Origin of the sequence: Gordonia otitidis (assembly GCF_020735545.1) — a bacterium.
GTDB classification, from domain to species: domain Bacteria; phylum Actinomycetota; class Actinomycetes; order Mycobacteriales; family Mycobacteriaceae; genus Gordonia; species Gordonia otitidis.
The window spans coordinates 1,567,516-1,589,428 of record NZ_CP085974.1; the positions used below are offsets into that span (position 1 = coordinate 1,567,516).

A 21,913-nucleotide genomic window follows, 5' to 3' on the forward strand; every position below is an offset into this window, starting at 1 on the left:
CTAGCCAAGTGAGCTCTGGACAGTTGGAGATGGGGGCAGAGGCTTTCGACGACGGGGTTGCCACCCTCCTGGCCAGCTATCGGGCGATTCCGCCCGGTGCGACGGTCCGTCTGGCGAAAAAGACGTCGAATCTCTTTCGAGCACGAGCGAAGAATCCGCATCCCGGACTCGACGTGTCGGGTCTCGACCGGGTTGTCTCCGTCGATCCGGCAGCCAGGACCGCCGACGTGGCGGGCATGTGCACCTACGAGAATCTGGTGGCCGCAACGCTGCCCTATGGCCTGGCGCCTCTCGTGGTGCCCCAGCTCAAAACCATCACACTCGGCGGTGCCGTCACCGGTCTCGGGATCGAGAGCACCTCGTTCCGTAACGGTCTGCCGCACGAGTCGGTTCTCGAGATCGACATTCTCACCGGCGACGGCGAGATCGTCACCGCCACGCCCACCAACGAGAACGCCGACCTCTTCTTCGGATTTCCCAATTCCTATGGAACACTGGGTTATTCGGTTCGGTTGAAGATCGAGCTCGAAGAGGTCCAGCCGTATGTGTCGTTGCGCCACATACGATTTCACGATCTCCCGACGTTGCAGACCACCATGAACGCCATAGTCGAGGAGCGTAGCTACGAGGGTGAGCGCGTCGACTATCTCGACGGTGTGGTGTTCACCGCTGACGAGGCATACCTCACGGTCGGGAGACAGACCGACGAAGCGGGCCCGGTGAGCGATTTCACCGGCATGGACATCTACTACCGGTCCATCCAGCACGAGTCAGGCGTCAAGCGCGACCGCCTCACCATCCACGACTACCTCTGGCGGTGGGACACCGACTGGTTCTGGTGTTCGCGCGCCTTCGGTGCGCAGATCCCGAAGATCCGACGTGTCTGGCCGAAGAAGCTGTTGCGCAGCAGTTTCTACTGGAAGCTCATCGGCTACGACCAGCGTTTCGACATCGCCGACCGCCTCAACAAGCGCAAGGGGCTACCCGCCAACGAGCGGGTGGTGCAAGACATCGAGGTCCCGATCGAGAACACCACCGCATATCTCGACTGGTTTCTCGAGAACATCCCGATCGAACCGGTGTGGTTGTGTCCCTTGCGCTTACGCGAGCCTGCACTGCCCGTCGCCGACGCCGTTCGTCCGTGGCCGCTGTACCCGCTCGAACCAGACCGCACCTACGTCAACGTCGGCTTCTGGTCGGCGGTGCCGGTGACGCCCGACGATCCTGGCCACGCGAACAAGCTCATCGAGCGGAAGGTGGCCGATCTCGACGGCCACAAGTCCCTGTATTCGGAATCCTTCTACTCCCCCGACGAGTTCGACGAACTCTACGGCGGCGAACACTATCGGCTCCTCAAGAAGCGGTACGACCCCCGCGGGCGGCTTCTCGACCTCTATGCGAAAGCGGTGAAACGGCAATGACCACGTTCAAGGACAACGCGCCCGCATCTTCCCCCGACATGTCGCAGGGAAAGATGAGCCTCGCGCAGATCTTCGAGTCGCTCGTCGGCGGGAATCTGAGCATCCGAATCACCGCCTACGACGGCAGCTCGGCCGGCCCGGCCGACGCCGAGTACGGCCTGAACCTCAAGAACTCGCGCGGCACAACATATCTCGTCACCGCGCCCGGCGATCTCGGCCTGGCGCGCGCGTACGTGTCTGGCGATCTCGAGCTGATCGGCGCCCATCCCGGCGACCCCTACGAGGCACTGCGCGCGCTGGCCGCCGACCTCGAGTTCAAGCGCCCCTCACCCCTGACACTGGCGCATGTGGCCCGCTCACTCGGGATCGAACACTTCAAGCCGATCGCACCCCCGCCCCAGGAGGCACTCCCGCGGTGGCGTCGATTCGCAGAAGGTCTGCGGCACAGCAAATCCCGTGACGCCGAGGTCATTCATCATCACTACGACGTATCGAACACCTTCTACGAGTGGGTCCTCGGACCGTCGATGACCTACACGTGCGCGGTCTACCCCGACCTCGAGGCGTCGTTGGAGACGGCTCAGGAGAACAAGTACCGCCTGATCTTCGACAAGCTACGGCTCAAGCCGGGCGATCGCCTCCTCGACATCGGTTGCGGCTGGGGCGGAATGGTGCGCTACGCCGCATCGCGCGGAGTCAAGGCACTGGGCGTCACGCTCTCCGCAGAACAGGCCGAGTGGGCGCAGAAGAAGATCGTCGATGAGGGGCTCGGCGACCTGGCCGAGGTGCGGTTCAGCGATTACCGCGATGTCACCGAGAGCGAGTTCGACGCCGTCTCGTCGATCGGACTCACCGAACACATCGGCGTGCACAACTACCCGGCGTACTTCACCTTCATCCGCGACAAGCTCCGGGTCGGCGGAATGATGCTGAACCACTGCATCACCCGCCCCGACAACTTCAAGAACGCGCGCGCCGGGTCGTTCATCGACCGCTACGTGTTTCCCGATGGGGAGCTCACGGGCTCAGGGAAGATCATCTCCAAGATCCAGGACATCGGCGGACTCGAGGTACTGCACGAGGAGAACTTCCGCCCGCACTACGCCATGACCCTGCGTGACTGGAACCGCAACCTCGTCGAGCACTGGGACGAGGCCGTCGAAGAGGTCACCGAAGGCACTGCGCGGCTGTGGGGCCTGTACATGGCCGGATGTCGAATCGGCTTCGAGCGCAACATCGTCCAGCTGCATCACGTGCTCGCCACGAAGCTCGACGACAAGGGCACCAGCAACCTCCCGCTGCGCCCGTGGTGGGCCGCGTAAGGGCTGCACGCCGGTGCCGTCGGCGGTGATTCCGGTGCCGTCGACGGAAAACCCGATGCCGTCGACGGATCGCGGGTCACTCCAGCGGCCGGGCGCCCAGTTCGGTCTGCAGTAGCTCCATCGCGACCTTGTTGGGGTCGAATCGACCTTCGGGCGTGGCGTTCTGCACCTCGGCGACCATCTCGGCGCGTTCGGAGTCGGGGATCTCGTCGTCGGAGCGGGGCGGCTCGGGCTCCTCGGGCTCGTCCGGAACCTCCGGCGCCGCGGCCGCTTCTGCCTGACCGTCTGACGTCGAGCGTGCACGACTCGGCCGCGCGAACGTCTGAGTCCGACGCTGCTGTCGATCGGGTTGCGCAGCAGCGTTCTTCGCCGGCGCGCTGACGTCGACGACCTTGTGCACTGTTGCTACGTCGAGATCGGTGCCGAACACCTCGGCGAATGCCTCGCGCATGATGCCGACGGCGTGCGGTGCCGACAGCCGACCAACGAGCACCTCGATCGGATGTGCGAGCACGACTGTGTTGTCGCGAATCTCGTCGATCACCGCATTCGACAGCATCGGCTCGAGGCTCTTCGAACGTTCTCGAACCGCAGCGCGGACTTCCTGGAAACGCTTGCGCGCCGACTCGACGTCGAGGCCCGTCTGGGGCTCGGGTTCTGACTGCGGTTCGGGTTCGACCGTCCGCGGCGTCGCCGAACGACCATCGTCGGGGATGGGTGCCTCGAAATCGTCGACGGGCTCATCCGGCAGTGGGATGTCGTCGTCGACGATCGATACCGGCGGTGTCTGCGCCGGCACCACAGCCGGTTCAGGCGCAGTCACCGTGTCAGCCGCAGGTTCAGCTGCTGCAGGCGATGTGGAGGTAGGCGCATCCTCGCGCTTGGGTATCGGGCGCGTCGGCTCGGCGACGACGGGTCGTTCCTGCGCAGCGGGCGGGGCGGTCGGGGCAACCGGAGTGGTCGGGTCAGTCGGCGGCTGCGCAGCGGCCGGAGCTGCCGCAGGCGTCGGGGCAGCCGCGCCGGTCGCGCGGGTCGCGCCGGTCGGCGTCGCGGCGGCCTGAGTAGGCTGCGGCGCCCCGTCGGTTGTCTTTCGCTGCGAGGGGCGCACGTACTTGGGCGGATCGACCGGCGGCGGGGCGGGCGCCGCAGTGGGGGCACCCTCGGCGCGCGCGGATGCCGAAGGTGTTGCACCACCGGCATTACCACCTGCCGGAGCGACGCCCGACTCGAGTCGTTCGAGGCGCTGGAGCAGCGCGGCGTCGTCGGCGGAGACGGCGGGGAGCAGCATCCGCGCGCACATCACCTCGAGGAGCAGGCGAGGCGAGGTGGTGCCACGCATCTCGCCGAGCGCCTCGTGCACGATCTCCGCGAAGCGGGTGAGGCCGCCGGGACCGAGATGCTCGATCTGGCCCTGCATTCGTGCGAGCTGATCGCCGGGCGCCTCCACCAGGCCGCGCTCGGCGGCATCGGGAACTGCCTGCAGCAGAATGAGATCGCGCAGTCGTTCGAGTAGGTCGACAGCGAAGCGCCGGGGATCGTGTCCGGCGTCGACGACTTTCTCGACCGTCGCGAACAGCGCGGAGCCGTCGGAGGCGGCGAGTGCGTCGATGGCGTCGTCGATGAGGGCGATGTCGGTGACGCCGAGGAGTGCGAGGGCGCGGTCGTAGGTGACTCCCTCGTCCGATGCTCCGGCAAGTAGCTGATCGAGGATCGACAGCGAGTCACGTGGCGAACCACCGCCCGCACGGATGACCAGCGGGTAGACGTCGGGTGCTACGACGACGCCCTCTTTGGCACAGATGTTCTCGAGCAGCCCGCGCATCACCGGCGGCGCGAGGAGCCGGAACGGATAGTGGTGTGTACGTGAGCGGATGGTGGGCAGGACCTTCTCCGGCTCGGTGGTGGCGAACACGAAGATCAGGTGCTCAGGCGGCTCCTCCACGATCTTGAGCAACGCATTGAAGCCCGCGTTGGTGACCATGTGCGCCTCGTCGACGATGAACACGCGGTACCGCGACTCGGACGGGGCGTAGAAGGCGCGGTCGCGCAGCTCACGGGTGTCGTCAACGCCGCCGTGACTCGCGGCGTCGAGTTCGATGACGTCGAGATTGCCCGGCCCGCCCGGGGCGAGGGCGACACACGAGGAGCAGACACCACACGGCGTCGACGTCGGGCCCTGCTCGCAGTTGAGCGAGCGCGCCAGGATGCGAGCCGACGACGTCTTGCCACACCCACGTGGCCCGGAGAACAGGTACGCGTGATTGATGCGGTTTCCGTCGAGAGCACGGCTCAGCGGATCGGTGACGTGCTCCTGACCGACGACTTCGGCGAAGGTTGCCGGACGATAGGTGCGATACAGAGCCACGCGTCGAGAGTACCGGCGGACACCGACAGCGCGACCCGCTGCCCCACCCCTGTGCACAGCCCCCACACCGCGGCCAGACGGAGCCGGCAGAAACCTACGGTGCGCACGTACCGCTACAGGTCACGGGCCCCACAGCCGTCACTGTCGGCGCATGCGCCCCGCCAGCTCAGACGACCGGGGAGGCGGACGGGCTCTGCGCGCCCAACTCCTCGCGCAACTGGAACTTGAGCACCTTTCCCGACGGATTGCGCGGCAGGGCGTCGACGAACTCCAGGCGCAGCGGGAGCTTGTAGCGGGCGAGTCGGTCGGCCGCGAACTCGCGCAGCTCTTCCAGCGTCACGGTCTCCCCGGGCGCCGTGGCGATGACAGCGGTCACCGCCTCGCCCCACTTGGCGTCGGGGAGTCCGACGATGGCGACCTCCGCGACCGCGGGATGGCTGTAGAGCACGCTTTCGACCTCGGCGGGATAGACGTTCTCGCCGCCGCTGATCACCATGTCCTTGACCCTGTCGACGACGTAGACGTAGCCGTCGTCGTCCTCACGCCCGACGTCGCCGGTGTGGAACCAGCCGTCGTCGTCGATCGCGGCGTCGGTGGCGGCCGGGTTGTTCCAATAGCCGACCATCACCTGCGGGCCGCGGACGCAGATCTCGCCCGGCTGCCCTGCCGCGACCTCGGTGTTGGTCGCGTCGACGAGGCGGACGTCCGACAGCGGCAACACCTTGTTTCCTGCCGCACCGATCTTCTTCTCCGATTCGTCGATGCCCATCACGAGGGCCAGTGGTGCCGTCTCGGTGAGGCCGTAGCCCTGCGCGAAGGTGACACCCCGGTCGGCGTAGGCACGCATCAGCGGTTCGGGGACCGGCGCCCCGCCGCAGATGAAATAGCGCAGCGACGACAGATCGGCGGTGGCGAAGGTGGGCACCTGGCTCATGAACAAGAACATCGCCGGCACACCGAACATCGTTGTGACGCGATACTTTTCGATGTCGGAGAGTGCTTGCGTCGGATCGAAAGCACCCGACAGGATGACGTGGCCGCCCTTCTGGAGCGTCACGAGCGTCGTCACATTGAGGCCGCCGATGTGAAACAGCGGCGCCGCGGTGTAGGTGACGTCGGAGGAGACGGTGTCGAAACTCAGAAGCGCATTGATGTTGTTCCAGAACAGATTCCCGTGTGTCAGCATCGCCCCCTTCGGGCGACCGGTGGTACCCGAGGTGTACATGATGACGGCGACATCCGCGGGATCGGCGAACACCGGCTCCGCGATCGGCGTGCCGACAGCGAGGAGGTCGTCGAAGCTCTCCCACCCCGATGCCTCCCCCACCGCGACGTACCGCGCGATCGACAGGTCGGAGCGCACCTCGTCGACGACGCTGGTGAGCGTGGCGTCGGCGATCAGTGTCGTCGCACCGCAGTCGTCGAGGATGTAGGCCAGTTCGGGCCCGGTGAGTCGGAAGTTGAGTGGCACGAACGTCGCGCCCGACCGCGCACAGGCGAACAGCGAGATCAGAAAGGCCGAGTGGTTCGGTCCGAGGTAGGCCACCCGGTCACCCGACCCGACACCACCGGCGACCAATTGGTCAGCGAGACAATCGATTCGGTGCTGGAACTGTGCGTAACTGAGCGTCTCGTCACCGTAGGTCACCGCCGGATGGTCGGGTCCGATCGCGGCGCGTCGTGCCGTCCACGAGCCGAGATCCATCGAATCGGGTACCGCCACTCGTCCGGCCATCACAGACTCCCACCGTCGGTGCGGAGGCACGGTGCACTCCGCCGAGAATGGCATCAGCGTAGGACGACGAGGTGTCCGAGTTCAGTGAATTGGCGATAACCGAATAGTCGATCACTTCAGGTCGGTCACGGCAGAGCACTCCGGCGCACGCAGGGTGAGCAGTCCGTGGTCGACGGCGTTGATGGTGATCTTCACTTTGCCCCGGCCTGGGATGCCGTAAATCTGGTAGCCACTGTTGTCGCCGATCGAGTGGGTCCAGTGCCGGTAGTAGGTGTGCGTCGGCCCGTTGGGCAGTTGCGTGACGGTGATCCTCGTGTCCGACGCGTAGGGGAAGAAGCTCTTGCTGTCCCCGGAGAGCCAGAACGTGTTGTCGCCTGCGTCCCGCTGCACGTTGACGCCCTGAAATGACGGGAAGTCGAGGATATTGGGGTTGAGGCTGTAGCACCGCATTCCGAGTTGGTCGTTGACCGTCTGGTCGGCTGCGGCAGCCCCCGCTGCGATCGTGCTGGCGGCGAGTGCCCCCGCACCGACAAATCCTGCGATCAGTCTGCGAAGCGTCGAACGTCGAAGCATTGTGATCCCCTGGCGTCGGGCGGCCCCGGGTTGAGCCCGCTACAGGTGACGTCGACGACGGCGAAGTGTCTGTTAGCTCAGCTAGCCGATCGTGTCCCGCACGTGATCAGACTCGGGCACAACGGACACCCGTGGTCTCCGATAGACGACGATGGTCGCGATGGTCGTACAGAGAAAGACCGCGTTGTAGGGGTAGACAGTGAACCACTCGAGCCAGACGATGCCGTGTTTGAAGAACAGTCCGATGAGGTAGGCGTCGGGAACCGTCTTGTTGACGAACCAGATCGGGTGCGCGAGATAGGTCCGCCACGAGAAAGACACCAGGACGAGGCACACCACTGACACGCCCGCCATGACGCGGCGAAGCGGTGAGAGGTCGGTACGCAACACGAGGTTCACGCAGATCACCATGATCGGCACGAACCACACCCAGTGGTGTCCCCACGACATCGGTGAGATCGCGCAGGCTGTCATTCCGACGATGCTCAACGCGAGCAGTTCCTGGCCGTTGCGATGCGCGAGGACCGCCGCGAACATGCCGAGGGCGAGCGCAGCGAGCACCAGCACCAGCCACAGCAGCGAGTTAGGCGCATCGGTGTGGATGAGATTGGCCAGCCACCCGCGAATCGACTGGTTGCCGACGGTCTGCGGCGCCCCGACCCGGTTCGAGTCGAAGATCTTGTCGGTCCAGTACGCCCAGGATTCGCGGGGCAGCGCGATGAATCCGATGACGATGGTGCCGAGGAAACCTGCCACGACGCCGAACATCGCCCGCCACCGTCGCAGCACGGCCAGATACAGGATGAAGATCAACGGGGTCAGCTTGATGCCCGCGGCTATGCCCGTACCGAGCCCCATGCCGCGACTGCTGTCTCCCCGCGGCCCGTCGACGCGCAGCAGGTCCGCCAGGATGATGAGCAGCAGGAAGACGTTGATCTGGCCGTACCAGACCGTCGTGCGTACCGGCTCGAGCAGCAGCGCGACGGCAACCAGCGACAGCGCGACGATGCGCAGCGGCCAGCTCGCCTGTCTTCCGAGAGAGCGGAAGCACAGCATGATCACCAGGTACAGCGCGATGAAAATGCCTGCGGTCCACACGATTCGGGCTGCCTCGAACGACATCAGCGCGAATGGGATGAAGATGATGGCCGAGATGGGCGCGTAGGTGTAGTCCATCTGGCCCAGCAGTTTGGCGTCGTAGAGACTGCCGCCGTCGAGTACGGTCTGGCTGCCCGCGCGGTACACGTCGAGGTCGAGCTGATTGTCGAACAGTCCCCAGAACGGCGTCGTATAGGGAACGATCACGTCCTGCAACCACAGGGCCAACACGGCGAGCAGCAGGAACCCGACGGCCACGACCCAACGTCGCGGGACCCTCACCATGGCCGAACTGTCACACGCGCGCCATTCCGTCAGGATTCGACGTCGGCGAGGAGCTTCTCCGTCGCGGCAAGGAGTACGCAGGTGGCGACGCCGTCCATGGCGACACGAAGGTCGTCGGTGCTGGGGAAGGTCGGCGCGAGTCGGATGTTGCGGTCGTACGGATCATGCTTGTACGGGTAGGTCGATCCTGCTGCCGTCAGCGCGATGCCCGCATCTTTCGCGAGCTCGATGGTTCGCTTCGCCGCACCGTCGAGAACATCGAGGCTGATGAAGTAGCCGCCCTCCGGCTCCGACCACGCGGCGACCTTCGACTCGGCGAGCCTGTCCTCGAGGATCTCGAGCACCAACCGGAACTTGGGCGCGAGGATCTCACGATGCTTGGCCATATGTGCACGCACGCCGTCGGCGTCTCCGAAGAAGCGGAGATGGCGGAGCTGATTGACCTTGTCCGGGCCGATGGTCGTGAAGGCGAGGTTGTCGGTCAGCCAGGCAACGTTGGCCGCCGACGACCCGAAGAATGCGACGCCCGCACCAGCGAACGTGATCTTCGACGTCGAGCCGAACACGTACACCCGATTCGGGTGTCCCTCCTCGGCAGCGATGTCGACGATCGGCAACGGCGTGGGCGGGGCGTCGACCAGCGTGTGGACGGCGTATGCGTTGTCCCAGAAGATTCGGAAGTCGGGTGCCGCGGGCATCGCCATCAGGGCGCGTGCCACCTCTTCGGTGTACGTCGCACCCGTCGGATTGGAGTAGGTGGGCACTGCCCAGAGACCCTTGATCGACGGATCGTCGGCGACCAGCTGCGCACACACGTCGACGTCGGGCCCGTTGGGGAGCATCGGTACCGGAATCATCTCGATGCCGTAGTGCTCGGTGATCGCGAAGTGGCGGTCGTATCCGGGCGACGGGCACAGGAACTTGATGGTCTCGCCCGTCGACGCCCATGGCTGCGACGAGTCGGGGGTGCCCTTGAGCAGCGAGGTCACCACTGCCTGGTGCATGAGGTCGAGGCTGGCGTTGCCGAACGCGATCAGATTCTCGGCGTCGACGGCGAGGAGCTCGGCGAAGATCGCCCGCAACTCGGGCAACCCGGCGACCCCGCCGTAGTTGCGGCAGTCGGTTCCGGCGGCGTCACGGTAGTCGTCGGCGCCGGGCAGCGAGAGCAACTCGTTGGAGAGGTCGAGCTGTTCCGGTGACGGCTTACCGCGGGTCAGATCCAGCTTCAGCCCCGCAGTGAGCAAGCCCTCGTAGAGCTTGTGCAGGTCGTCCTGGGTGGCGCGAAGTTCGTCTGCACTCATCGAGTGGTAGTTCAACGGAAACCTCTCGCCGAACCGACGCCAGGCTCGATGGCGGCTTTCGGCACGCTTGCGGATCTGAACAGATTAGAGGACCCCGCGCACCCGAGAGAGCCCGTTGACCCTTGCTGCCTTCCGGCCCTGGGGGAGTTCACAGGATGCACGCCGCGCGGGATCCGTCGTCAATTGTAGCGAGTCACCGCGACGGAGCGACAGCGGGTCGATCAGCGCACCAATCGCGGCACCAGCGCGAGTCGCGCCGCGGTGTCTCCGCGATCAACGCACCAATCGCGGCACCAGCGCGAGTCGCGCCGCGGTGTCTCCGCGATCAACGCACCAATCGCGGCACCAGCGCGAGTCGCGCCGCGTAGTCGCGGGGAAGGTAGGCGGCGCGGCTTCGTGTCCAGTCCTGGCCGGACTGCGGATCGTAGGTCGACGGCATGGCGATCTCTGCGGGTGCGTAGGCGTCGAGTCCGTTGGCACGCGTCGTGTAGACCGCCCGCCAGAGGTGGTCGGAGAACGCCACGACGCCCGCGACGTCCGTGTGTGCAGACCGTCCGCGCAGCGCGGCGACCTTGGCTGCGACCCCATCGGTGGACAGGTAGACCAGGGTGCCGTCGGGCTTGCGGTCCGGTGGGATCTCGACGACGCCGGTCGCGTGGTACTTCGAGGTCAGTACCCGGGCGATCTCGGTCTGGGCGTAGATCGGGATGCTCCGATCGCCGCGCGTGCGGACAGCGGCGTCGGCGAGCGCCTCATTGACCGGTCCCGGCTCCCCGACTGTGCGTGTCGGGTCGACGCCCGACGGGATTCGGTTGCCGAAGCTGTAGGCGATGAGGAACGTGAAGTCGGTGGCTGCGCGGGTCGGGGTGTGCACGGGATCGATTCCACGCTGCGCTGGGGGCGCCGAGTGGGCCGGGGCTGCCAGGGACAGACCCGCCGCCAGCACGAGCGCGACCACTGACACCGCCAAACGCAGTGTCGGCCACCTCGTCGGTTGTAACGGACGGTTGGGACGCGGCCGCGACGCTTCCGGCCTACTACTACTGGGACACGCTGCCATGACACTCACTCCAACCGGTCGTCGATACATAGCGAGGGACACGCTGCCTGCCGCAGGTGTCCGGCGGGTGAACACGGGAGCGGCGTGAGGAGAAGTCCGTGGACCGTCGTCGACGGCACCCCATCGGGTGCGTGGAGACGACACGAGCCCGGCGCATGTTCTGCGAACCGGGCTCGTGTCTGCTGCGGAGGATGGGGGATTCGAACCCCCGAGGGCGTTAACCCAACCCGCGTTCCAGGCGAGCGCCATAGGCCACTAGGCGAATCCTCCAGGCTTGGCGATGATAACGGTCCCGCGACGGCATACCCAAATCTGAGGCCGACGCCGGGAGGTGGCGCAGTAGCGTCGAAGGTGCCCCCACTTGACGGAAAGGCCAACCGAGATGCCCTCACCAGAATCCCCCTACGTCGTACTCGGCGCGACCGGTAACCAGGGCGGTGCCGTCCTGCACGCCCTGCAGGATGCGGGCAAACCCGTCCGCGCGGTCGTCCGGTTCACCGACTCCGACAGATCACTGGAACTCGCCGACCGTGGTATCCCGCTGGCCGTCGCCGACATCGCCACCGGGAAGGGCCTCGACGACGCCTTTGCCGACGCTTCCGGTGTCTTCGCGTTGACGACGCCGTTCGAGTCGGGCGCCGACGCCGAGGTCGGTCAGGGCGACAACATCATCACCGCGGCGACGAGCGCAGGCGTGCCCCATCTGGTGTTCTCGTCGGTCGCCAGCGCCGATCGCAACACCGGCATCCCGCACTTCGATTCGAAATACGAAGTGGAGAAGAAGCTCGCGGCGTCGAGTCTCTCACACACCATCGTCGGACCCACCTACTTCTACGACAACCTGCTCGGCGGCCTCGACGCACTCAAGGCGGGGGTCATCCCGATGGGCATGCCCGCCGAGAAGCCCCTGCAACAACTCTCTCGCAGAGACCTTGGACGGTTCGTCGCAATGATCTTCGACGCTCCTGCCGACTTCGCCGGCCGACGCATCGACCTCGCGTCCGACGAGATCACCCCGAATGCAATGGCCGAGGCCGTCAGTGCCGCCACAGGCGACAAGGTGCAGGCAGAATCCTTTGATCCCGAACGCATTTCGTCGCCCGACATGCGAGCGATGTTCACCTTTCTGGCGACCGAGGGATACAGCGTCGACGTCGCGGCGCTCCACGCCGCGTACCCGCAGATCGAGTGGGAATCGTTCTCCGACTGGGCTCGGCACGCGCTGGGCTGACGAGAATGTGGGTCTGATCGGAGAATGTGGCTGCTGCAGCACACACATTCAGGGAGTCGACCGACATTCTGTGGCCACCTACGGCCACTCCCCCAGACGGGCTTCGGCGTCGAAGGTCGACTGCAGGAACTCACGCAGGTGAGCGTCAGGGTCGGCTGCGGTACGAACCGCGGTGTAGGGCAGCAGGTATTCACCGAGCGCGGCGTCGTAGCCGGCACCCTTGGGGTGCACGGGCGCATCGGCGGAACCGTCATACACCGGGTAGGAGTACGAGTAGAACGACCCCTCGTCGGCCCCTCCGGGCCAGAACCCGGCAGACGACACCTCCTCGCAGTACGACTCGATCATCACGTGGGCCGGACAATTCGGCACGGCGCCGGAGAACTGTGGCGCAGGCCGTCCGGAGAAACGCGTGACCGCGAGATCGAATGAGCCCCAGAAGAAGTGGACCGGACTGCACTTGCCGCGCCACTTACCACGGAACTCCGCGAACACTCGCGCGGTGCTCACCAGCTGCGTCCAGAATGCGTGAACGGCGTCTGCGTCATAGGACGCATGCTTCGTGTCCTCCGGAAACGGAATCGCTTCGGCCACTTCGACCGGCCGATCGTAGATCGGGACATCGATATCGAGCGACTGCAGCTGCGCCACATAGTCGGCGTAGAAGTCGGCGGTGGTGCGCGGTTCGAGACGGACCTGCCGTCGCTGCCCCTTGGTCGTGGTGATGTTCAGAACGTGGTCGACGAAGTCGAAGACGACCTCGACGCCGTAGCCGTCGTACGGCATCAGGGATGTGGTCAGTCCCACCGAGTTCACGTAGAGCGCGATGTTCCACCAATGGTTCTCCGGCGGCGCCAACGCGAGTCGCGTCTTGCCGACGATCTGGCTCCACATGTGTACGGTGTCGCGCGTCTGCTCCCAGTCGGCGACCCGCAGCTCCGGCCACGACTCGAAGGTGGTGCGTGTTGTCATGTGCTACTCATTTCCTGTGTGCGGCGCCATCGTCGGCGCTCAGGGCGGACCGATCCTGTTCCCCTCCGCGTCCCAGTGGGCTCCCACCTTCTTGCTGGGCTGCACCCGCGGCGGCTCACCCGGCATCTTCGGGTAGCTCGGCGGGTACGGCATGTCCCCCAGACCCTGTGCGTCATCCCGTTCGACCATCTCCAACAGCGGTTCGAGACCTCGACGGTGCGTGGCGATGTCGGCCATCGGATCACCACGTCGCGCAACGAGTTCGGGGACCGTGGCGATTGTGCAGTCGTCTGGCTCGACGTCGGCGAGTTCGGCCCAGGTCACCGGAGTCGACACGCGTGCGATGGCGGTGCGTCGTACCGAATAGGGCGCTGCCATCGTGCGGTCACGCGCATTCTGGTTGAAGTCGATGAAGATCCGTTCGCCGCGATCCTCCTTCCACCAGGAGGTGGTCACCGCGTCGGGGTCACGACGTTCGAGTTCGCGTGCGAGCGCGATACCGCAGCGCCGGGTGGCGATGAAATCCCAGCGCGGCTCGATGGGGACGAAGACGTGAATTCCCCTGCCACCCGAGGTCTTCGGGTATCCCGCATAGCCCAGCTCGTCGAGCAGCGGCGCGAGGAGGTCGACGGCAACGCGTCGCACGTCGTCGAAGTCGGTGCCGGGCTGCGGATCGAGGTCGATGCGCAGTTGGTCGGGGTGATCGTTGTCGGCGGCGACCGTCGGCCACGAGTGGAACGTCACGGTCCCGAGGTTGGCCGCCCACACGATCGACGCCGCGCTCGTCGGACGCAGTGCGTCACCGGTGCGGCCCGACGGGAAGGTGATCCGCGTCGACTCGACGAAGTCGGGACGTTTCTTCGGCAGGTGCTTCTGGTAGATCTCGTCGCCGTCGATGCCGTCGGGAAAGCGCTGCAGAAATGTCGGGCGGTCGCGCAAGGCGGTCAAGACCGGCCCATCGGAGCCATCGTCGCGGGACTGCGCCATGCGCTGGTAATAACCCACGAGATTCCTCTTACGGCCACCGTTCTCGCCCAACTCGGGAAAGTAGATCTTGTCGGGATTGCTCATCCGGACGGCCACGCCGTCCACGTCGAGCTCCTCTGCGGGCGAGCGCGATGCCATGTCAGCCCTCCCCCTCGAGCACATCGTGGAGATCGTAGGTCAGCGGAACCTCGAGTTGGTCGTATCCGCAGCTCTGCGGATCACGGTCGGGGCGCCAGCGCAGGAACTTCACGGTGTGCCTGAAACGATGGTTCTCCATCTGGTCGTAGGCGACCTCGGCAACCAATTCCGGTCGGATCGGAATCCACTCGCCGGACTTCTCCGACCTCCACCGCGTCGGCTCGCCCGGTGCGGGCTTGTCGGGATCGGTGCGCATCGGCGAGAACATCTCTTCGAGTTCGAGTCGCTTCTTGTCAGTGAACGCCCCGGCGCCACCGACCATGTGAAGGTCTCCCGAATCGTTGTAGAGGCCCAACAACATCGAGCCGAGCCCGGTGCCGCTCTTGTGTACCCGGTAGCCGATGACCACGCAGTCGGCGGTCCGTTTGTGCTTGATCTTGAGCATCTCGCGCTTGCCCTGCAGGTAGTGGGCGTCGAGGCGTTTGGCGACCACACCGTCGAGTCCCGCGCCCTCGAACGCCGAGAACCAGGTGCGCGCGGTGGCGGCGTCGGTCGTGACACGGCTGACATGGAATCGACGATCGGCGCCACTCGGTCCGACAGCCTTGACGAGGGTGTCGCGTCGAAGCGCGAACGGTTCGTCGACCACGCTGTTCTCGCCGAGCGCCAGCGCGTCGAATCCGATGAAGATCGCCGGTGTCTTCTCGGCGAGCATCTGTACCCGCGAATCAGCGGGATGGATGCGTTGCGCGAGCGAATCCCAGTCGAGACGCTGTACATCGTCGATGGTCGACGGAACTCCGATCTCGCCGTCGAGCACCACCTTCTCGGGTAGCTCGGCACGCGCGGCGTCGACGATCTCGGGGAAGTACCGGGCGAGGTCTTTGCCGCCGCGCGAACCGATGTACACCTCGTCGCCGTCACGAAAGACCAACGCGCGAAAGCCATCCCACTTCGGCTCGTATGACCACGTCGGCGCAGATTCGGTGTCCGGTTGATCGGGCACCGCTGTGACAGCCTTGGCGAGCATCGGCGCGACGGGAGGCATGACCGGTAGGTCCACGCCCCCATACTCCCCATTGCGCGACGATCCCGCAATGATGATGCGACGCCGGCCCGGCCGCTCACTCGGTCGACCGGGACCGGATCGATCAACCCGTCGACCATCGGCGGTAGTGTCGTCGACGATGTGCGCGCACCACTCCCCCGTCGACCCGGCGGTCCCGGCCGGGCGGTATGCGCCGTCGCCATCGGGCGATCTGCATGTCGGGAATCTGCGCACAGCTGTCCTCGCGTGGCTGTTCGCACGGACCTCGCAGCGCCGTTTTCTGCTCCGGATGGAGAATTTGGACCGCACCGCGGTCGGCTCCGATCAGCGACAAATCGACGATCTGCATGTCCTCGGGATCGAGTGGGATCCGCCGGTGCTCTATCAGACCGACCGGATCGAGAGGTACCGCAGCGTCATCGACGACCTGACCGCGCGGGGCCGGACCTTCGAGTGCTTCTGCACGAGACGTGAGATCCTCGAGGCGCCGTCGGCGCCGCATTCACCGCCGGGCGCGTACCCGGGCACCTGTCGACATCTCACCGTCGCGCAGCGCGATGAGAAGCGGGCGTCGGGGCGCCCGCCCGCGATCCGGATTATCGCGGATGTCGACGAGTTCAGCGTGCTCGACGTCCTGCACGGTGAGTACACCGGCACCGTGGACGATTTCGTCATCCAGCGCGGCGACGGCACGCCGGCCTACAACCTCGCGGCGGTCGTCGACGACGGCGAGCAGGGCGTCGACCAGGTGGTGCGGGGCGACGATCTACTGTCGTCGGCGCCCCGCCAGGCCTATCTGACGACACTCCTCGGGCATGCTCCCCCGGTGTACGCACATGTTCCGATGGTGCTCAACGACAAGAACATTCGACTGTCGAAGCGCGACGGAGCCGTGACACTCGCCGATCTCGCGGACCGTGGGATCGACACCGCCACGGTCCTCGACCACATCGCGGTGTCGCTGAACCTGGCCGATCCAGGCGAGCGGGTCACCCTCGTCGATCTGGCGCGACGATTCGACCCGACCCGGCTGCCGACGCAGCCGTGGATTCTCACCGACGATGAATGGCGTTGACCACCCTCAGATTTCACGCGGTCTTCAGGACGCGGTGACCAACAGCCTGGCCAGCAGATCGTCGAGGGTCAGGACGCCGAGAACCTCGTCGCCGGCGGAGACGAGCGCGATGTGTGCGCGACGGTCTCGCATCCGCGCCATACCCTCGTAGGCAGGCAACTCGGCTGGCACGATCAGTATGTCGCGCGCGAGGTCGGCCGCAGTGACATCGTCGGCGGCGTCGAGGCTGTCTCGGACATGGACAACCCCGATCACCGAGTCGGAGGTGAGATTCTCGTCGACCTCACCGCCGCGCACGACGAGGAGTCGGGAGTGTCCGGTCTGACGCGAAACCTGCTGAATGCCAGCCGGAGACGCCTCCGCTGACACTGCGTCGAGCGCGCTGTCGCCGACGACGTCGCCGACGGTGAGTGCCTCGGTCGCGAGTGCCGCACTGAGGCGATGGTGGTACTCGTCGTCGAGCATCCCGGTTTCGGCGGAGTGATCGACGAGCTGTCGCAGCGTCGCGGAGTCCTGGCCCGACGACATCTGGTCGACCGGCTCAACACCCACCCGACGCAGACACCAGTTGGCCAGACGGTTCAACATGAGCAGAACCGGTCGCACCGCCCACATGAACGCGCGCATCGGAATCGCCAACAGCACAGCCGACTTCTCCGGATGTGCGATGGCCCACGACTTGGGTGCCATCTCGCCGACCACGAGGTGCAAGAAGGTCACGATGATGAGCGCCAGCACGAATCCGACGACGTCGGCGATCCACAGCGGTGCGCCGAGCGCCTCGATTCCGGGTGTGATCCAGTGATGCACAGCGGGTTTGGTGACCGCACCGAGCGCAAGCGTGCACACGGTGATACCCAACTGCGAACCGGCGAGCAGCACCGACAGTTCCGACGAGCTGCGCAGCGCGGCCCGCGCGGCACGGCTGGTCTGCGCAGCGTCTTCGATGCGGTGACGGCGTGCGGCGAGCAACGCGAATTCGACGGCGACGAAGAACGCACTCGCCGCGATCAACACGATCGTGGCGGCGAGTACGACCCAGGGGTTACTCATCGGCGTCGCCCTCCTCGGCGATGGCCAGATGCACTTGCGCGGGAACGCGGCGGCGGAGCTGCGTCACGGTAGCGGTCACCGTCGGGGTCGATGCGCCGAAAGCCGTGTCGGCGAGCGGCACTTCGACACTGTCGCCGACCTCGGGCAGGTCGCCCGACGTCGCGATGACCAGTCCGCTCAGCGTTTCGTAATCGCCGTCGGCCACGTCATGGCCGATCAGTCGTGACACCTCGTCGAGGTGGGTGTCACCACGGGCGAGCCAACCGTCGTCGGCCCGCTGGATCGGCTCCGACGATGCGACGTCGTGTTCGTCGTCGATCTCGCCGGTGATCTCCTCGGCGATGTCCTCGACGGTGATGATTCCCGCGATGCCACCGTATTCGTCGATGACAACCGCCATTTCGTCGTCGGTTGCCGGATCGAGACGGTCGAGCACCGCCGGGAGCGGCAGCGTGGTGGGAACGATCGCGGCAGGTCGGGCGAGATCCGCTGCCGTGAGACCTGTGTCGTCGAGTCGCTCCAAGAGGTCGTGCAGGTGCACGATCCCGACCACGTCGTCGGGGGTGTCTCCGATGACGGGATATCGCGTGTGCCCGGCCGCCATCAGTGAGCGGATCTCGGGCAACGCGGTATCGGCGGCGAGGAAGTCGACGAGCGGTCGGGGAACCATCGCGTGTTCTGCTGTGCGCGTGGGGAAGTCGAGCACGCGATCGAGGAGCGTCGACAATTCGGCCGGGAGTTCGCCGACCTCCCGCGACTCGGCGACGATGTGTTCGAGGTCGCGCGGTGAGGCGGAGTGTTCGACGTCGTGCACCGGCTCGATGCGCAGGGCCTTGAGCAAAAGGTTCGACGCGGCGTCGAACAGCGTGATGACCGGTCCGAAGACCTTCAGATAGACCGAGGTCGAGAGTGCGAGTCGACGAGCGACCGGCTCGGGACGAGCGATCGCGAGGTTCTTCGGGAACAGCTCGCCGAACACCATCTGCACGACGGTGGAGAAGAGCACGGCGAGCACGGTACCGATCGCCACACCGAGCGCGACCGGGATTCCCACATCGCCGAGTAGTTCGCCGACGCCACTGCCGATCAATGGTTCGGCGACATAACCGACGAGCAGACCGGTGACCGTGATGCCGAGCTGTGCACCCGAGAGCATGAAGGACGTGCGGCGGGTGACTTTGAGGGCGTTGGCCGCCGATGCGTCACCGTCGGCGGCGAGCGCCTTGAGGCGTGAGCGATCGACCGCCATGTAGGCGAATTCCTGTGCGACGAAGTACCCGGTCAGGGCGGTGATGGCGAAGACGACCAGGATGCCGAGCACGATTCCGAGGACGATCATCATGCGAACACCTCGTCGCGAACCGTCGGGGTGGGCACCGACCGGTCAGAAGTGGTGAATGCCCCCGAACGGGGGCAGGATCGTCGAGGTCTCCGTTTTTTGCGCCGAGCGCGGTTCATCATGTCTTTCTGCTGCGGGGATGGACGAATACGTCCAGGATACGCGAATCGAACGAACCGGACTCCGCGTCGGTTCCCGGCGGTCTCGAACCAGTGGTGACCGGCTCGGCCGGCGTGCGCTCAGTTGTCGCGGTTGCCCGCGTAGTAGCGGCCGAGAAACTCGTCGCGGTAGGCGTAATAGTCGCCGGATTCGATGGCCCGGCGGGCACCGTCGACCATCTGCACGACGAAAGCGACGTTGTGCAGTGTCGCCAGTGTCGCGGCGAGGCCTTCCTTCGCCTTGAACAGGTGATGCAGGTAGGCACGCGAGTACTGCGATGTGTAATTGGTGATCTCGGGATCCAGCGACCGGAAATCGTTGCGGTAACGCGCGTTGGTGATGTTGTAGCGGCCGTCGAGCGAATAGATGGCGCCGTTGCGGGCGACGCGGGTCGGCGACACGCAGTCGAAGGTGTCGGCGCCGTTCTCGATGGCGGTGAAGATGTCGTCGGGCTCGCTGATCCCGAGGAGATGCTTCGGCTTGTCCTCCGGCAGTTCGGAATTGACCCATCCGACGATGGTGCCGAGGTTGGCCTTCTCCAGCGCACCGCCGATACCGAAACCGCCGAAGCCCTTTCCGCCCGCATCCTGGTCACGGCGCGAGAGGTCGGTCAGGTCGCGCGCGGCTTTGCGTCGGAGATCCTCGTACTGTGCACCCTGCAGTACTCCCCACAGCGATTGCTGTGGCCGGTGGCCGCGCTCGACGGAGAGCCGGTTGTGCTCGGCGAGACACCGAATCGCCCACTGCCTGGTTCGCTCGAGCGAATTCTCCTGATAGCCACGGGTGTTCATCAACGTCGTCAACTCGTCGAAGGCGAAGATGATGTCCGCACCGAGTTGGTGCTGGATCTGCATCGACAGCTCAGGAGTGAACCGGTGCGACGATCCGTCCAGGTGCGACTTGAAGGTGACGCCGTCGTCGTCGACTCGCGAAAGTCGTTCGCGCCCCTCGGCGATCTTCTCGTCGTCCTGTTCACCGGTCACGTCCATCGAGATGACCTTCTTGAAACCGGCGCCGAGCGACATCACCTGGAACCCACCGCTGTCGGTGTACGTAGGACCCGACCAGTTCATGAACGCGCCGAGCCCGCCCGCAGCGTCGACGATGTCGGGTCCCGGTTGCAGATAGAGGTGGTAGGCGTTGGCGAGCACGGCTTGCGCACCGAGCGCTTCGACCGCCTCGGGCAGGACGGTCTTCACCGTTGCCTTCGTTCCGACCGGCACGAAGGCAGGTGTCCGGATGTCGCCGTGGGGCGTCGTGATGACCCCGGTGCGGCCGAGCGAACCGTCGAGGCGCGTGCCGACCGAATACGAGTGGTCGGGACGCAGGTGCAGGCCGGTCGAATTGGTGTCGGCGGTATCGGGCGGGGTCACAGCCCGATCTTCGCAGTTCGAGCAGCCTGAGCTCAAATGAGCTCCCGACGAGCCGACCGGGACTCGACAGCCGATTCGCTACGGTGAGTCCATGATGCGCGGAACGAATCTCAAGGTACCCACCCGGATCGTGCTGGCCTGCTGCGGAGCCCTCGGAACAGCTTCGCTGGTGCTGACCGGCTGCGGCTCCGAAGAGCAAGCGGACACTGCGAGCCCGGCAGCGACGTCGGTGAGCGAATCCACCAGTCCCGCCGTGGTCGGTGGCCCCCGTCCGGCATCGCCGACGACGTCGATACCCGACGAGACCGCCGCAGGGACCAAGGTGTGCGACAAGATCTCCGGACCCGACGGCGCGCTGCGGGTGCAGATCCTCGCCGGTGACCTGAGCTGCTCCGAGGCCATGACGCTCGCGAAGTCGTACGGCCCGAAGATCGCCAGCGGTGAGCCACAGGACGTCGACGGCTGGACGTGCGCGCCTGCCACCGGCAACGGACTGCTCGCGGCATGCGAGAAGGGCTCGGACCGGGTCGGCTTCGCGCCCTGACGTGCACGCCGACTTGACCCTCACGCGACGTCAGGCAGCAAGGTCATCGGTGTGAGCGAAGGAAATGCCCCGAGGTCGGGCGACCTCACCGTCGGTGTGGTCGCCGGGCTCGTCGGCGTCAGTGTCCGCACGTTGCATCACTACGACCAGATCGGGCTGGTCGCGCCGTCGGGCAGAACACTCGCCGGTTATCGCGTGTACGACGACGCCGACGTCGAGCGTCTTCACCAGGTGCTGATGTACCGGGAGCTGGGCTTTCCGCTCGAGCAGATAGCGACCCTGCTCGACGATCCGGACGCCGATGCGCTGAGTCACTTGAGTACCCAGCGTGATCTGCTCACCGAGAGGATCGCCCGCTTGCACCGAATGGTTGCAGCTGTGGAGGACATGATGAAGGCGAAGAAGAACGGCATTGCGCTGTCGGCTGCCGAACAGACCGAGATCTTCGGCGATGACTGGCTCGGCGAGGAGTACGCCGACGAAGCGCAGCAACGCTGGGGCGGCACCGAGCAGTGGAAGCAGAGTCAGCAACGGGCCGCGCAGTACGGCAAAGACGACTGGAGACAGATCAAGGCAGAGGCGGACGCGCTCGAATCACAGCTCGCCGAAGCGATGCGGCGCGGCGTCGAACCCGGTTCTGCCGAGGCGAACGAGCTCGCCGAGGCGCACCGCGCGGGTATCGAGAAGTTCTACGACTGCAGCTACGAGATGCAGGTCTGTCTCGGCGACATGTATGTCGACGATCCTCGATTCGCCAAGCACTACGACGACGTCGCGCCCGGTCTGGCCGTGTTCTTGCGCGACGTGATCCGCGCGAACGCGCAGGACAGGTAG

At 65.7% G+C, this 21,913-nt stretch carries 18 protein-coding genes, 1 tRNA gene and 1 other RNA gene; 6 read left to right on the top strand and 14 right to left on the bottom strand.

All coding sequences use genetic code 11. The annotated features are described in order from the left end of the window. Window positions 1–29: 29 nt before the first annotated feature. The gene (locus LK459_RS07140) at window positions 30–1,421 is read left to right on the top strand and encodes an FAD-binding oxidoreductase (RefSeq protein WP_227923598.1); all 1,392 of its coding nucleotides are present in this window, start codon (window positions 30–32) and stop codon (window positions 1,419–1,421) included. Next, complete coding sequence (locus LK459_RS07145; protein ID WP_227922377.1) at window positions 1,418–2,743, top strand: class I SAM-dependent methyltransferase; 1,326 nt, start codon at window positions 1,418–1,420, stop codon at window positions 2,741–2,743. The genes LK459_RS07140 and LK459_RS07145 overlap by 4 nt, the downstream gene beginning before the upstream one ends. A gap of 76 nt (window positions 2,744–2,819) precedes the next feature. On the opposite strand, the gene LK459_RS07150 is transcribed toward LK459_RS07145, so the two are convergent. From LK459_RS07150 to LK459_RS07185, 8 genes are all read right to left on the bottom strand, one after another. Next, complete coding sequence (locus LK459_RS07150) at window positions 2,820–5,108, bottom strand: DNA polymerase III subunit gamma and tau (RefSeq protein WP_227922379.1); 2,289 nt, start codon at window positions 5,106–5,108, stop codon at window positions 2,820–2,822. A 166-nt stretch (window positions 5,109–5,274) separates the two neighbouring features. Next, window positions 5,275–6,843 carry an acyl-CoA synthetase gene (locus LK459_RS07155; protein WP_227922382.1) on the bottom strand — a complete coding sequence of 523 codons (1,569 nt, stop codon included), beginning with the start codon at window positions 6,841–6,843 and terminating at the stop codon, window positions 5,275–5,277. 111 nt (window positions 6,844–6,954) lie between these two features. After that, a complete protein-coding gene (locus tag LK459_RS07160; RefSeq protein WP_227922384.1) occupies window positions 6,955–7,416 on the bottom strand; it encodes a hypothetical protein in 462 nt (153 codons plus the stop codon). 81 nt (window positions 7,417–7,497) lie between these two features. Continuing rightward, window positions 7,498–8,799 (bottom strand): glycosyltransferase 87 family protein, encoded by a 1,302-nt coding sequence (locus LK459_RS07165; protein ID WP_227922386.1) that lies wholly within the window; start codon window positions 8,797–8,799, stop codon window positions 7,498–7,500. Between the two features lie 29 nt (window positions 8,800–8,828). Continuing rightward, the gene (locus LK459_RS07170) at window positions 8,829–10,115 is read right to left on the bottom strand and encodes an aminotransferase class I/II-fold pyridoxal phosphate-dependent enzyme (protein WP_227922388.1); all 1,287 of its coding nucleotides are present in this window, start codon (window positions 10,113–10,115) and stop codon (window positions 8,829–8,831) included. A 68-nt stretch (window positions 10,116–10,183) separates the two neighbouring features. After that, window positions 10,184–10,278: signal recognition particle sRNA small type (gene ffs / locus LK459_RS07175), an RNA gene on the bottom strand. A gap of 147 nt (window positions 10,279–10,425) precedes the next feature. Continuing rightward, on the bottom strand, window positions 10,426–11,064 hold the full coding sequence (locus LK459_RS07180) for a hypothetical protein (protein WP_227923603.1): 639 nt from the start codon (window positions 11,062–11,064) through the stop codon (window positions 10,426–10,428). Between the two features lie 281 nt (window positions 11,065–11,345). Continuing rightward, window positions 11,346–11,430, bottom strand: a tRNA-Ser gene (locus tag LK459_RS07185). Window positions 11,431–11,542: 112 nt separating this feature from the next. Here LK459_RS07185 and LK459_RS07190 point away from each other — a divergent pair. Further along, on the top strand, window positions 11,543–12,391 hold the full coding sequence (locus LK459_RS07190; RefSeq protein ID WP_007238209.1) for an NmrA/HSCARG family protein: 849 nt from the start codon (window positions 11,543–11,545) through the stop codon (window positions 12,389–12,391). 78 nt (window positions 12,392–12,469) lie between these two features. Here LK459_RS07190 and LK459_RS07195 read toward each other — a convergent pair whose 3' ends face one another. Genes LK459_RS07195 through LK459_RS07205 form a run of 3 tightly spaced genes read right to left on the bottom strand, consistent with a single transcriptional unit; the run spans window position 12,470 to window position 15,551 of the window. Continuing rightward, entirely contained in the window at window positions 12,470–13,363 is an 894-nt protein-coding gene (locus LK459_RS07195; protein WP_007238210.1) for a DUF5996 family protein, read from the bottom strand. 39 nt (window positions 13,364–13,402) lie between these two features. Next, the gene (locus LK459_RS07200) at window positions 13,403–14,488 is read right to left on the bottom strand and encodes a DNA polymerase domain-containing protein (protein WP_227922390.1); all 1,086 of its coding nucleotides are present in this window, start codon (window positions 14,486–14,488) and stop codon (window positions 13,403–13,405) included. Between the two features lies 1 nt (window position 14,489). Further along, window positions 14,490–15,551, bottom strand: coding sequence for an ATP-dependent DNA ligase (locus LK459_RS07205; protein ID WP_227922392.1), 1,062 nt, complete (start codon window positions 15,549–15,551; stop codon window positions 14,490–14,492). 124 nt (window positions 15,552–15,675) lie between these two features. Here LK459_RS07205 and gluQRS point away from each other — a divergent pair, with 124 nt between their 5' ends. Beyond that, a complete protein-coding gene (gluQRS, locus tag LK459_RS07210; RefSeq protein WP_007239714.1) occupies window positions 15,676–16,611 on the top strand; it encodes a tRNA glutamyl-Q(34) synthetase GluQRS in 936 nt (311 codons plus the stop codon). Between the two features lie 24 nt (window positions 16,612–16,635). Here the strand turns inward: gluQRS and LK459_RS07215 are convergent, their stop codons facing one another. The 3 genes from LK459_RS07215 to tgt form a co-directional block, all read right to left on the bottom strand. Further along, the gene (locus LK459_RS07215) at window positions 16,636–17,664 is read right to left on the bottom strand and encodes a hemolysin family protein (RefSeq protein ID WP_007239713.1); all 1,029 of its coding nucleotides are present in this window, start codon (window positions 17,662–17,664) and stop codon (window positions 16,636–16,638) included. Beyond that, the gene (locus LK459_RS07220; RefSeq protein ID WP_227922395.1) at window positions 17,657–19,006 is read right to left on the bottom strand and encodes a hemolysin family protein; all 1,350 of its coding nucleotides are present in this window, start codon (window positions 19,004–19,006) and stop codon (window positions 17,657–17,659) included. Before LK459_RS07220 ends, LK459_RS07215 begins: the two co-directional genes overlap by 8 nt. A 236-nt stretch (window positions 19,007–19,242) precedes the next feature. Further along, window positions 19,243–20,535 carry a tRNA guanosine(34) transglycosylase Tgt gene (tgt, locus tag LK459_RS07225; RefSeq protein ID WP_227922398.1) on the bottom strand — a complete coding sequence of 431 codons (1,293 nt, stop codon included), beginning with the start codon at window positions 20,533–20,535 and terminating at the stop codon, window positions 19,243–19,245. A 91-nt stretch (window positions 20,536–20,626) separates the two neighbouring features. Here tgt and LK459_RS07230 point away from each other — a divergent pair, with 91 nt between their 5' ends. Next, on the top strand, window positions 20,627–21,079 hold the full coding sequence (locus LK459_RS07230) for a hypothetical protein (protein WP_007239057.1): 453 nt from the start codon (window positions 20,627–20,629) through the stop codon (window positions 21,077–21,079). A 51-nt stretch (window positions 21,080–21,130) separates the two neighbouring features. Continuing rightward, window positions 21,131–21,913, top strand: coding sequence for a MerR family transcriptional regulator (locus LK459_RS07235; RefSeq protein ID WP_227922400.1), 783 nt, complete (start codon window positions 21,131–21,133; stop codon window positions 21,911–21,913).